The organism is Aeromicrobium endophyticum, assembly GCF_003586285.1.
GTDB classification, from domain to species: Bacteria; Actinomycetota; Actinomycetes; order Propionibacteriales; family Nocardioidaceae; genus Aeromicrobium; species Aeromicrobium endophyticum.
Window position 1 is genome coordinate 1,288,187 of the sequence record NZ_QUBR01000002.1, and the last position, 13,367, is coordinate 1,301,553.

Sequence of the window (13,367 nt, forward strand, 5' to 3'; positions counted from 1 at the left end):
GACCGTCGGTGCGATAACGTGCTGACGTCCGGACTAAGCAAGCGCTTAGAACCACCTGGCCCTGAGGAGCACACCGTGACCGAATCCCGTACCGCGATCGTGACCGGAGCCGCCCGCGGCATCGGCGCAGCCGTCGCCCAGCGCCTGGCCGCCGACGGCCACCGCATCGCCGTCGTCGATCTCGACGAGGCCGCCTGCGCGGGCACCGTCGACGCCATCACCGCCGCCGGTGGCACCGCCCTGGCCGTCGGCGCCGACGTGAGCGACGAGGCGCAGGTGTCAGCAGCGGTCACCCGCATCGCCGACGAGCTCGGCGCCCCGACGATCCTCGTCAACAACGCCGGCATACTGCGCGACAACCTGCTGTTCAAGATGACGGTCGAGGACTGGGACCTCGTCATGGGCGTGCACCTGCGCGGCTCGTTCCTGATGACCAAGTACGCCCAGAAGCACATGACCGAGGCGGGTTACGGCCGCGTCGTCAACCTCTCGAGCACGTCCGCTCTCGGCAACCGCGGCCAGGCCAACTACTCGGCCGCCAAGGCCGGCCTGCAGGGGTTCACCAAGACGCTGGCCATCGAGCTGGGCAAGTTCGGCATCACCGCCAACGCCATCGCGCCCGGCTTCATCCAGACCGACATGACCGCAGCGACCGCGGCCCGCATGAAGGTCGACTTCGACGACTTCATCAAGTTCAGCGCCGAGCAGATCCCGGTGCAGCGCGTCGGTCAGCCCGAGGACATCGCCCACACGGCGTCGTTCCTGGTCAGCGAGGGCGCGGGCTTCGTCTCCGGCCAGGTCATCTACGTCGCCGGCGGACCGAAGGACTGACACGCCCATGAGCACCGATCCCCAGGGGCTGGACACCCGCGCCGTCGCCGACTGGCTGGCCGGCGTCTCCCCCGACGCCGTGAGCGGCACCTTCGAGGCGTCACTCATCACGGGCGGCAAGTCGAACCTGACCTACCTGGTCACCGACGGCGACCACGAGTACGTCGTGCGGCGTCCTCCCCTGGGGCACGTGCTGGCCACGGCGCACGACATGTCGCGCGAGTACCGCGTCATGGCGGCGCTGGCGACCACCCCCGTGCCGGTGCCGGCGATGGTCGCCCTGTGCGACGACGTGGAGGTCATCGGCGCACCGTTCTACGTCATGGAGCGCGTCGCCGGCACCCCGTACAGCCGTGCGTCCCAGCTCGAGCCCCTCGGGCCCGAGCGCACGCGCCTGATCAGCGAGCGGCTCGTCGACACGCTGGTCGAGCTGCACGCCGTCGACTACCGCGCGGTGGGGCTGGGCGAGTTCGGCCGGCCCGACGGCTACATCGGACGTCAGGTGTCGCGCTGGAAGAAGCAGCTCGCCGCGTCCACGAGCCGCGAGCTGCCCGGCATGGACCAGCTGGTGGCCCACCTCGACGCCGGCGTGCCCGACAGCGGCGAGGGCACGATCGTCCACGGCGACTACCGGCTCGACAACGCGCTGGTGCAGGACGACCGCATCACGGCCGTCCTCGACTGGGAGATGAGCACGCTCGGCGACCCGCTCAGCGACGTCGCCCTCATGCTGGCCTACCAAGGGCTGGCCGAGCTCAACCCCGGCTCCGGCGCGCTCGTCACCGATGCCGCCAACGCACCCGGCTACCTCGACCGCGACGCCGTCATCGAGCGCTACTCGGCGGGCTCGGGACGCGACGTCAGCGACATGGGGTACCACCTGTCGCTCGCGTACTTCAAGCTCGCGGTGATCCTCGAGGGCATCCACTACCGGCACGCGCACGGGCAGACCGTGGGCACGGGCTTCGACGGCATCGGCGACGCCATCGCACCGTTGATCGAGGCGGGTATCGCCGCTTCACGCTAGGGTGGCGCGGGTGACGGCCGAGATCCTCGAACCCCGGCGCCGCCCGACGCAGGAGCGGAGCCAGAAGAAGTTCGACCACCTGCTCCAGGTGTCGCGTGAGCTGTTGCTCGAGGTCGGCTTCGAGTCGTTCACGTGCGAAGAGGTCGCCAGCCGCGCCAACCTGCCGATCGGCACGCTGTACCAGTTCTTCCAGAACAAGTACGTCATCGTGTGCGAGCTCGACCGCGTCGACGCCGTCGCGGTGCGCAGCGAGCTGCGCACGTTCGCCGAGGCGATCCCCACGCTCGACTGGCTCAAGTTCCTCGACCGGTTGATCGACCACATGGCGGCGTTGTGGGTCAGCCACCCGTCGCGGCGGGCCGTGTGGCTCGCCGTGCAGTCGACGCCGGCCACGCGGGCGACGGCCGCCGTCACCGAGCGCGAGCTGGCTGCCGAGGTCTCGCGCGCCCTCGCGCCCCTGACCCCCGGCACGCCCCGCGAGCGCCGCACCATCATGGCCGAGGTGCTCGTGCACGTCGCCTACTCGATGCTCAACTTCTCGATCCGCGACGGCCAGGAGCACAGCGAGTCGATCATCGAGCTCAAGCGCCTGCTCGCGTCCTACCTCCTCAGCGCCGAGCACAGCTAGCCCCGCCCCGCCCGCTGCGGTTTACCACGCCGGCAGGGCAAACCGGGTCCCGGCGGGGCAAGCCTGCCTCGTCCGGACGACGGTTGCCGCGCCCTGACGAGGCTGTCCACAGCGCTCTGCCGCCGTCCGGTTGTCCACAGCGCTCCGGATGCCGATAGCCCCCGCCCCGACCAGTCGAGATGGTCGATGGGTGGATGACCTGCGCCTCGTGATCGAGATCAACAGCGGCTACGTCATGCGACACCAGCTGAACGACATCGGGCACGACGACGCGACGATCCGCCGGGCGATGCGTGCCGGCATCCTTCGCCGCATCCGGCACGGCACGTACGTGCTCGAGGCAGCGTGGTCCCACCTGTCTCCGACCCAGCGGCACTGCGTCCTGGCCCGCTCGGTGCTCGACAAGCTAGGACCGGGATACGTCGCGAGCCACCACACCGCAGCCGCGCTCCTCGGGCTGGACGTCTACGGCGCCGACCTCGCGACCGTGCACGTGACGCGCCTGGACGGGCGGTCGGGGCGCAGGGAGGCTGGGGTCGTCTTCCATCGCGGCACCGTCGTGCCCGACGAGGACGTGCGGACGGTGGGCGGTCTGCTCGTCGTCGCGCCGATCCGTGCGGTCTTCGAGACGTGCAGCCAGTCCTCCGTCGAGGCGGGCATGGTGGTGGCCAGCTCCGCCATGCGCGACCACGGCATCGACGCCGAGACGATGCTCGAGGCGGGCCAACAGTTCGCCCACTGGCTCGGCTCGCGGCGGGCGCGCCTTGCCATCCGCCTCTCGGACGGCCGCCTCGAGACCGTCGGCGAGGTGAGGTCGCTGCACATGATGTGGCGCCATGCGATCCCCCGCCCCGAGCTCCAGCACGTCATCGAGGACGCCGACGGACGCTTCGTGGCGCGCACCGACTTCACGTGGCTGGCTGCGCGTCACACCGGCGAGTTCGACGGCCTCTCCAAGTACGGACGCCTCAACCCCGACCGCAGCGACCCCGGCGCGACCGTCGTCGCAGAGAAGGTGCGCGAGGACGCCGTGCGCGAGCAGCTGTTCGGCATGTCGCGCTGGAGTTGGCACGGCCTCGACGATCACGTCCAGCCCGAGACCGCGGGCATGATCCAGCGCGGTATCGAGCGGTCTCGCACGCTGTACACCCGCAACGCCGTCCACATCCCGTTGAGCTGACGTACGACAAGGCGCCCGGACGCGGCAACCCGTGTCCGGGCGTGGCAAGCCTGCCGTGCCCCCGCCCGGTTTGCCCTGCCGGCGTGGTGAACCGCGAAATCGGTTTGCCCTGCCGGCGTGGTAAACCGCGAGGGCCGTCGGGTGGGCCTAGGGGCGGGTGAGGATCACGTAGGCGACGGCGTAGTCGCCGTCGTGGCTCAGCGAGACCTCGATCGCGTGACCTGCAAGGTGACGCGCCACCTCGCCGTGCAGGCGGATGCGCGGACGCCCCCAAGCGTCGGCGACGAGCTCGATCAGGTGGTGGACGTGCTCGGACATCACCGGCGCCTCGCCGTGCATCGACGCCGACCAGGCCTTCACGACCGCCTCCTTCGCCGCCCAGCGGGCCGCGAGGTGACGCCCGGGGTCGGTCGTGCGACCCCGGGCGTCGCGCAGCTCACCGGGCAGGAAGGCGCCCTCGAACCGCGTGCCGGGCAGGTCGAGCTGGTCCACGAACGACGGCACGTGGACCAGGTCGACCCCGACCCCGACGACCGTCACTCGCAGGCAGCCCCGAAGTAGGCGCCGTCGTCGCCCAGCCGCGCGGCGGGGTCGAGCAGCATGCCCGCCTCCCGCGTGCGGACGCCGTCGGTGCCGAGCCGGCGGTCGCCGGGACGCGAGTACAGCGGCGCACCGCCGTACATCGCGCGCACCAGGCGCATGCGGCCCTCGATCTGCCGCTCCTCGGCCCGCGCCAGGTACGCGTCGCGCTCGTCGTCCGACAGCGTCGCCACGAAGCCCTGCGGGTGGACGATCGCGAGCAGGCCCGCGACGTGTCCGAAGCCGAGGCTCGTGACCAGACCGGCCTTGAGCTGGCCCGTGCGCAGCGGCTCACGCAGCCACACCAGGTGCTCGTGCTCGGCCAGGTCGTCCATGACGCAGTCGAGGCTGCGGTTGGGCGGCACGACACCGCCCGTCAGCACCTGGCACAGGCCGATGATCTGGAACGCCGCCGCACCACCCTTGGCGTGACCCGTCAACGTCTTCTGCGACACCACGAACAACGGGTTGCCGTCGCTGCGACCGATCGCCGCCGCCAGCCGCTCGTGCAGCTCGGACTCGTTGCGCTCGTTGACGCCCGTCGACGTGTCGTGCTTCGACAGCACCGCGACGTCGTCGGCCGTCAGGCCCACCGACGCCAGACCGCGCGCCAGCGCCGAGCGACGTCCGCCCAGACCGGCGGCCAGTGCACCGATGCCCGGAGCCGGGATCGACGTGTGGACGCCGTCGGCGAACGAGCCGGCGTAGGCCACGACACCCAGCACGGGCAGGCCCATGCGGGCCGCGACGTCGCCGCGGGCCAGCAGGATCGTGCCGCCGCCCTGCGACTCGACGAAGCCGCCGTAGCGACGGTCGTTGCCGCGGCTGAAGTAGCGGTCCTCGATGCCCTTGGCCTTCATCGCGCCCGAGTCGGCGGTGGCCGACATGTCCGCGAAGCCGACGATGCCCTCGATGCTCAGGTCGTCGAAGCCGCCCGAGACCACGAACTCCGCCTTGCCGAGACGGATCTTGTCGACGCCCTCCTCGACCGAGACGGCGGTCGTGGCGCAGGCCGCGACGGGGTGCACCATCGCACCGTACGAGCCGACGTACGACTGCACGACGTGCGCCGCGATGACGTTCGGCAGAGCCTCCTGCAGGATGTCGTTGGCCTTGCTCTCGCCGAGCAGCGTGTCGATGTAGAGCGACTGCATCGACTGCATGCCGCCCATGCCGGTGCCCTGGGTGTTGGCGACCAGCGCGGGGTGCACCCAGCGCATCAGCTCGGACGGCGTGAAGCCGCTGGAGAGGAAGGCGTCGACCGTGCAGATGAGGTTCCAGAGCGCGACGCGGTCGATCGACTCGACCATCTCGGCCGGGACGCCCCAGACCGTCGGGTCGAAGCCCGTCGGGATCTGGCCGCCGACCGTGCGGGTCAGCTTCATGCGGCGCGGCACGCGGATCTCGGTGCCGGCCTTGCGCGTCACGGTCCAGTCTCCGTCGGCGGACGCCGCGATGACGGTCCGCTCGGGGTCGGCGTCGCGCAGCGCGCGGGCCTCGGCCTCGTTGCCCACCGAGAACGACAGGTCGTCGTCGAGGTAGACCGACGTCAGCAGCGGCGCGGTGTTGTCGACCATCGCGCCCTCGTCGACGTAGCGGCGGATGCCGACGGCCTCGCGGACCGTCTCCTCGTACCGCTCGACGAGATCGGCCTCGTCGACCTTCTCCTGCGTCGCGGTGTCGAACCAGCCGCCACCCTGCGTGTCCCAGCTGACCAGCCCGGTCGACCAGGCCAGCTCGAGGACGCCGGCGGCCGACAGCTCGTCGCTCACCTCGACCTCGAAGCGGGTGCGTGCCGAGCCGTAGGGCCCGAGCTCGCCGGCGCCCACGATGACCACGAGGTCCTCCGGACGCGTGTCGACGGGTGCCCAGTCGAGCTGCTCGACGCGGTCGAGCTGGGCCGGCGACGGCGCCAGCGCCGTGATGGTGCCGGTGTCGTCCTGCGCGACCGTGACCGGACGCTCGATGCCCTCGGCCAGCGCGGCCATGTCGATCTTGGTGCCGCCGAGCCCGCCGGTCAGATCCACCGTGAGGGGCTCGTCGAGAGCCGCGACCCGAGCAGCCGGCTCGCACGTCGCGAGCAGGGCCGCTGCCATGTCGGACGGCGTCCACGTGCGGACGCCCGCCGCCTCGACGGCCTCGACCAGCGGGTCGTTGGCGCCCATGAGCCCGGTGCCGCGCACCCAGCCGATGATGGCGTGGGCCAGCGTCACGCGCTCGCCCCACGTGCGCTCGGCCGACCAGCGCGACACCAGGGCGTCGAGCGACGCCTTGGCCTCGCCGTAGCCGCCGTCGCCGCCGAACATGCCGCGGTTGGGCGAGCCCGGCAGCACGACGTGCAGCTTGGCGTCGATGTCGTGGTCCTGTCCGTGCGCCGACAGCGCGCCGATGAGGCGCTCGACCGACCACAGCAGGATGCGCATGTCGACCTCGGTGCGGCTGCCCGCGTCGGTGAGGTCACCGGCGACACGACCGGCCGCGAACGGGAAGAGCAGCGTCGGCGTCATGGCCGGCTTCAGCACCGTGGTGGCACCGGCCCGGGTCTGCGTCTGCTCGCTGTTGACCCAGCCTGCCAGCGCGTCGACGTCGGCGAACGAGGCCATGTTGGCCGGCACGACCCACAGGGCGGCACCGTGGACGGCGTGCGTCCGGTACAGGTCCTTGAAGAAGGCCAGCTTGCGGGCGTCGAGGCCCGAGGTCGTGGCGACGACCGTCGCACCGCCCGCGAGCAGCTGCGCCGTGACGCCGGCGGCGATCGAGCCCTTGCTGGCACCCGTCACCACCGCGAGGTCGTCGGCCCACTGGCCGGCGGTCGTGGCGAGCGCGTCGGACGCGATCTGACGGAAGCGGGCCGCGAGCTCGGCGTCGTCGACGTGCTCGGACCACCACGTGGCCTGCGCGGAGACGACCGCGCCGGCTCCCACGAAGGTCGCGTCGACGGTCTGGCCGACGGCGAGGCGTGCGAGGTCCTCGCGCGCCGACGCCCAGCGGTCGTCGAACACGACGGCCTTGAGCGGGTCGAAGGCGGGAGCCGTCAGGCGGGCCCAGTCGCTGCCCAGCTCGGACTCGACGCGCGCCAGCACCTCGGCGTCCGCGGCGTCGGGCTCGACGACCGTCGGCACCGGGGTGAGGCCCAGCTGGTCGAGCACGAGCCGCGCCGACGAGGCCAGGACGCCGTCGGGGCCGGTGATCTGCGCGGTGAACTCGCCGAGGGCGGCCGCGTCGATCGTGGCCTCCCCCCCGCCGCTCGCCGGCAGCGAGACGCTGACGCCGTGGCGGGCGGCGACGGCCTGGACGCTCGCGTCGACCGCGGCGTCGACGTCGGCCGCCGACGAGATCGCGGTCAGCGACCCGAACTCGCCGCCGCGGACGCTCGATCCGTCGCGGCTCGACATCGCGAGCTCGGCGAGCACGTGGCTCGCCCAGCCGCTGCCGAGCTGCCACACGTCGGTGACGCGCTCGGCGATGGCCGCCTGGCGCTTGCCCGTGGGACCGAGCACCTTCTTGAGGTGGTCGCCGACGGCCTCGGTCAGCACCGGGCCGAACGGCTTGTAGCCGCGTGCCAGGCCCTTGACCTGCGTCGACAGCGACGGGATGTCGGCGTCGGCGGCACCGTCGATGGCACCGAGCCCCAGCTCACCGCCCAGGTCGACGAGCAGCTGGTTGCGACGCGACGAGGCTCCGTCGCACAGCGACTCGATCGAGTCGGCGGCACCGATCTGGTCGAGACGCATCTTGGTCCACCAGGCGATCAGCAGCTGGGTGGCGTCGGCCGCGTCGTACGTCAGGTCGGCCGGACGGGGGCCACCGCTGCTCCCCGAGCCTGTCGACGGGGCCGCAGCCGGGGCGGCGGAGGCCTCGACGGGCTCGGTCGGCGTCGCCGGCGCCTCGTCCTCGACGACGACCTGCTCCTCGTCGGTCGAGAAGACGGCGGCGTTGTCGCGCTCGAAGTTGAGCACCTGCACGGCCGGTCCGAAGCGTCCCGGCAGCTTGAGGGTCGACGACGCCAGGTTGGCGACGGTCGGCGACTGGCCGACGCCGATCTCGATGAAGCGCTCGACACCCAGTCCGCCGTCGGCGACCGAGGTGAAGAACAGGTCCTGCGTCTCGATCCAGCGCACGGGGCTGGCGAACTGCCAGGCCAGCAGCTCGATCAGCACGATCCGGCACAGCTCGCCCGGGCGCGTGGTCCACGCGTCGTAGTCGGCCAGCACCTCGTCGAGGGGCTGCGACGGCACCAGGTCGGCGATCTCCTGCAGGAAGGCGCGGTCGAGCGTGAACGGCCGCGGCACCAGGTTGGGCACGTAGCGGCCCTCCAGGATCGTCGGGTCGATCGTCGCCGGCAGCAGCTCCTGCAGACGCGCGCGGAAGTCGGGCACGCCGCCGTGCAGCACCGTGGAGTGGAACGGGACGTCGATGCCCGGCACCAGGATGAACGCGGCCTTGCCGCCGAACTCGGCGCGGCGACGGTTGACCTCGGTCTCCAGCACCTCGAGGCCGGCGACCGTGCCGGCGATCGCGTACTGCGAGTCCTTGAGGTTGTAGTTGACGATCTGCAGGAACTCGCCCGTGCGGTCGGCGATGCCGTCGACGAACGCCGTGACGTCGTCGTCGGTCAGCCCGATCTGCGAGGGACGGATCGCGGCGAGGCGGTAGTCGCTGCGTCCGGCCGCGTCACGAGGCACCAGGCCGTGCATGACCGAACCGCGCTGGAACACGACCTCGACGACGGCCTCGAGCGGGATGACGCCCGACACCGCGGCGAGCGCGTTGTACTCGCCGACGGAGTGGCCGGCCAGGATCGAGCCCTCGACGAACGAGCCCGACTCGCGCAGCTCGGCCATCTGGGCGGCGCCGAGCACGGCCATCGCGACCTGGGTGAACTGCGTCAGGAACAGCACGCCGTCGGGGTGCTTGTGGGTGACGCCGCGGGTGACGAGCGTCGTCGGGTTGTCGCGCACGACGGTCAGGATCGAGAAGCCGAGGGCCTCGCGGGTGTGGGCGTCGGCGCGGTCCCAGATCTCGCGTGCGGCCTTCGACCGCTGGTAGGCGGCCATGCCCATGCCGGGGTGCTGGATGCCCTGGCCCGGGAACGCATAGGCCGTGCGGGGCGCCTCGAGGCGCGCGGTCGCCGACATGACGACGTCTCCGCCGGAGCGCACCGTGACGTCGACGACCTCGGCGCCGGCGTCGAGGCCGACCCGGTCGGCCTGGATCGAGACGGGTGCACCGGGTGCCAGGGGCGACATGAAGCGCGTCGTCCACCCCGTGATGCGGCGGTCGCTGACCGTCTGCTGGGCCGCGGCGGAGATCCACATGCCGTGCACGATCGGGTCGCCGAGGCCGGCCAGGCGGGCGGCGGCGACGCTGGTGTGGATGGGGTTGTGGTCGCCCGTGACCGCGGCGAACGCGCGCAGGTCGGACGGTGCGACGAGCGACGCCGAGCCGCGCGCCTTGCGGGGCGTGTCGCGGACGTCGGCACCGAGCGAGCCGCCGGCGCGATCGGGGTCGGCCAGCTGGCCGGCTCCCGTGCGTCCGCGGATCGCGAAGCGCTCGCGCAGGACGGCGACCTCGCCGGACGTCGTGGTGATCGTGACGTCGACGGCGACGACGCGGCCGAAGTCGGTGTCCTCGATCGAGTCGATCACGGAGGTGATCTCGAGATCGGTCGGCGTCGCCGGCACCGTGCCGGTCAGCCGGATCGCGTGGTCGAGGTGCACCAGGTCGAGCATCCCCTCGATGACGGGGGTGCCGTCGGCGGTGGAGGCGTCGCCCAGCACGGCGAACACCGACGGCCACGCGAGTCCGACGAGCACGTCGGGGACGGGGTGGACCGGCACGGAGGCACCGGTCACGCCCGCGTGGTCGGCGACCAGGTCGGGGTCCCACGCAGCCGTCACGGTGGCCCGTCCGTCGGCGACGGTCGGGACGGTGCCGCCGGCAGCGCCGACGACGAGCGCGCTCATGGCCTCGGCGGCGGCATCGGTCGTGACGACCGGCGCGGCGCCGACGTAGGTGGAGCGGTCGACCGTGATGCGCAGGGTCAGCGGGCGCGCCATCGGGACCGTCAGCTCGGCGGCATCGGCCGACACCTGAACGAGGGTCGCGCCGGTCTCGGGGTGCTCGGCACGCTGCGGGTCGACCACGACCCAGCCGGCACCGAGACGGTGGACGGGGTTGCGCACCGTGCGGCCGGCCCAGACCAGGTCGGGGGCGGCCAGCACGAGCGAGAGCGCCTCACCGGCGTCGTCGTCGACGCGGCGGCGTCCGGCGACCCGCTGCGGCGAGCGTCCGGACGCGAGCAGGCCGTCGATCGTGGCGTCCTCGAACCGGCGCAGCAGCTCGGCGACGGGCTCGTCGACCCGGTCGATGCCGGCGACCGCGAGCGTGCCGGGGATGATGCAGACCTCGTCGGCGGTGTAGCGGGCGTCGTGCGCCTGCCACAGCGAGTCGGAGCGCCACCAGCGACGGACGTCCTGGTCGAGCACGGGCACGAAGTTGACGGGCTTGCCGGGGGTGCGGCACTGGTCGACGAAGAACAGGACGTCGGCCGGGTGGAGCGTGACGTCGTCGACGGCCGGGTAGGCGTCGCGCAGACGCTGCAGCGCGGAGGCGCCGTCGTCGGCCGCGGAGGCGTCGGCGAAGAGCGTCTCGATGGGTCCGCGGTCAGCGGGGTTGAGGCGGGCCTCGGCGCGCTGCAGCATCGCGACGAAGCGGTTGCGCAGCGTGACGTCGAGCCACTCAGGCGTGCCCGACAGCTCGAGGAAGCGGGCGAGCCACCGGCCGTACGTCATGGTCTCGACGTCGCCGAAGTAGGGCTTGGCGGTCCGGTTCAGCGCCTCGACGATCTCGTCGCGACGCGCGGCGACCGCCTCGGCGTCGCCTGCCACCTCGTCGAGCAGGCGTCCGGTGCGGGAGGCCGCGTTGTCGATCTCGTGGATGTCGGCGCCGAGCTGGCTGCGACCCGACGCCATCCCGCCCTTGGCGGTGCCGGCACCGACCCAGGTGCTCGTCCCGCTGGTCTCGACCAGCAGCTGCTTGACGGCCGGCGACGTCGTGGCCTCGAGCGTGGCCATCGCGGCCGTGCCGATCAGGACGCCGTCGAGCGGCATCCGCGGGAATCCGTGGCGCGCGGCCCAGTCGCCCGTCAGGTACGCCGCGGCGACCTCGGGCGTGCCGATGCCGCCGCCGACGCACACGACGACGTTGTCGAGCGCGCGCAGCTCGCCGTACGTCGCGATGAGCAGCTCGTCGAGGTCCTCCCACGAGTGGTGGCCGCCGGCGCGGCCGCCCTCGATCTGCACGTGGACGGCGATCGGGGCGACGGCCTTGGCGATCGCGACGACCTGGCGGATCTGCTTGACGGTGCCGGGCTTGAACACGACGTGGGTGATGCCGACCTCGCCGAGCTCCTCGACCAGCGCGACAGCCTCGTCGAGCTCGGGGATGCCGGCCGTCACGATGACGCCGTCGACCGGCGAGCCCGCGGCCCGGGCCCGCTGCACGAGGCGCTTCTGCCCCAGCTGCAGCTTCCAGAGGTACGGGTCGAGGAACAGCGAGTTGAACTGGTACGTGCTGCCGGGCGTCATCAGCTCGCCCAGCCGCTCGACGTTCTCGGCGAAGATCTGCTCGGTCACCTGACCGCCACCGGCGAGCTCGGCCCAGAAGCCGGCGTTGGCGGCGGCCGCGACGATCGCGGGGTCGACCGTCGTCGGCGTCATGCCGGCCAGCAGCACGGGCGACTTGCCGGTCAGCCGCGTGAAGCGGGTCTCGACGTGCACCGATCCGTCGGGCAGCGTCACGACCGTGGGCTCGTACGCCGACCACGGGGTGGACGGGTGCGGAGCGGCACCGGCGGCGGTCAGCTCGCGGTGGCCGCGGCGCGTGGTCGTCGCGATCACGCGGGCGCCGCGGACGTCCAGCTCGCGCGACGACAGGCGCGCGGCGAGGTCGCCGGGGCCGAGGTCGAGCACCCAGCTCGCGCCGGAGTCCATCGCCTGCTCGAGCGACGCGATCCAGTCGACGGGGTCGACGATCGAGCGCATCGTCAGCGAGCGGGCCGTCTCGGCGTCGAGGCCGCAGGCACCGGCCCAGGTGGCGACGAGATCAGCGGCCTCGGCCAGGTCGGGGTGGTGGAAGGCGAGCTGCGCCGGCAGCGGCTCCAGCACGGGCGCGAACGGCGAGCCGCCGGACACCTTGCGGTCGCGATCGGCCTTCTCGGCCGCGGCGATCTCGTCGAAGCGGGCCTCGACGATGCGCAGGCTCTCGGCCGGGCCGGACAGCACGACGCTGCGACGTCCGTTGCGCAGGCGCGACACGACGCGCAGCGAGGACGGCAGCTCGGCCAGGATCTCGTCGATGCGGCTGGGGACGACGTTCGAGACGCTGAGCATGGTCTGGCCGAGGAGACCCCGGCGGCGTCCCACGAGCTGGGCGGCGGCACCGATCAGGCGAGCGACGGCGAGCAGCTCGTCGTCGGGCACGCCCGCCAACGACTGGGTGGCCAGGTAGCCCTGCGAGTGACCGACGACGGCGCTCGGCGCGACGGTCTGCGGGTCGAGTCCCTGGCGGCGCAGCGCGCGGATGCCGGCCAGCTGGGCCAGCAGGATGCCGGGCACCGACGCTCCGGGTGTATCCAGCACCTCGGAGGTCGGCAGCTCGGGGGCGTCCTCGTCGTCGGCGGACTCCGACGAGGCGAGGACGTCGGCCCAGGCGAGCGGCGTGAAGGTCACGCCGACGCGGGCCAGCTCGGGGGCGACGGGCGCCAGCATCGACTCGGCTCGCTCGACGAGGGCCTCCAGGTCGGCCTCGAGGGCGAAGTCACGGATGAGTCCGGACAACGGCTCCAACCAGGCCGCACCCTGGCCGCCGAAGGCGATCGCGTACGGCGAGCCACCGACCAAGCGGTCGACGAGCGCTCCGCGGCGCTCGGAGGTGGGGCTGGAGACGAGCGGGGTGTCGAACGTGGTCACGTGGTATCCCTCGGGGTACTGCCGTCGCTGGATCGACGGGCGGTCCCACTATTCTCGCAAAACATGAGGACTTCCTCAACTTTTATGCGAGGGTTTCCTCATGTTTCTGCTGAGACCCGGGTCACGTCGCCCACCCTCGGCCACCCCGCC

Annotated in this window: 6 protein-coding genes; 4 read left to right on the forward strand and 2 right to left on the reverse strand. The window is 72.4% G+C overall.

Going from position 1 to position 13,367, the window contains the following annotated elements; translation table 11 throughout:
- Positions 1–75: 75 nt before the first annotated feature.
- The 4 genes from fabG to DX116_RS16820 all read left to right on the forward strand — a co-directional run bounded on the left by fabG (position 76) and on the right by DX116_RS16820 (position 3,666).
- A complete protein-coding gene (fabG, locus tag DX116_RS16805) occupies positions 76–831 on the forward strand; it encodes a 3-oxoacyl-ACP reductase FabG (RefSeq protein ID WP_119705341.1) in 756 nt (251 codons plus the stop codon).
- A 7-nt stretch (positions 832–838) separates the two neighbouring features.
- Positions 839–1,858 (forward strand): phosphotransferase family protein, encoded by a 1,020-nt coding sequence (locus tag DX116_RS16810; RefSeq protein WP_119705342.1) that lies wholly within the window; start codon positions 839–841, stop codon positions 1,856–1,858.
- 10 nt (positions 1,859–1,868) lie between these two features.
- The gene (locus tag DX116_RS16815) at positions 1,869–2,486 is read left to right on the forward strand and encodes a TetR/AcrR family transcriptional regulator (protein ID WP_233556854.1); all 618 of its coding nucleotides are present in this window, start codon (positions 1,869–1,871) and stop codon (positions 2,484–2,486) included.
- 190 nt (positions 2,487–2,676) lie between these two features.
- Positions 2,677–3,666 carry a type IV toxin-antitoxin system AbiEi family antitoxin domain-containing protein gene (locus DX116_RS16820; RefSeq protein ID WP_119705344.1) on the forward strand — a complete coding sequence of 330 codons (990 nt, stop codon included), beginning with the start codon at positions 2,677–2,679 and terminating at the stop codon, positions 3,664–3,666.
- Between the two features lie 147 nt (positions 3,667–3,813).
- Here the strand turns inward: DX116_RS16820 and acpS are convergent, their stop codons facing one another.
- Positions 3,814–4,206 carry a holo-ACP synthase AcpS gene (gene acpS / locus DX116_RS16825; RefSeq protein ID WP_119705345.1) on the reverse strand — a complete coding sequence of 131 codons (393 nt, stop codon included), beginning with the start codon at positions 4,204–4,206 and terminating at the stop codon, positions 3,814–3,816.
- Positions 4,203–13,217 carry a type I polyketide synthase gene (locus DX116_RS16830; RefSeq protein ID WP_119705346.1) on the reverse strand — a complete coding sequence of 3,005 codons (9,015 nt, stop codon included), beginning with the start codon at positions 13,215–13,217 and terminating at the stop codon, positions 4,203–4,205. The genes acpS and DX116_RS16830 overlap by 4 nt, the downstream gene beginning before the upstream one ends.
- Between the last annotated feature and the right edge of the window lie 150 nt (positions 13,218–13,367).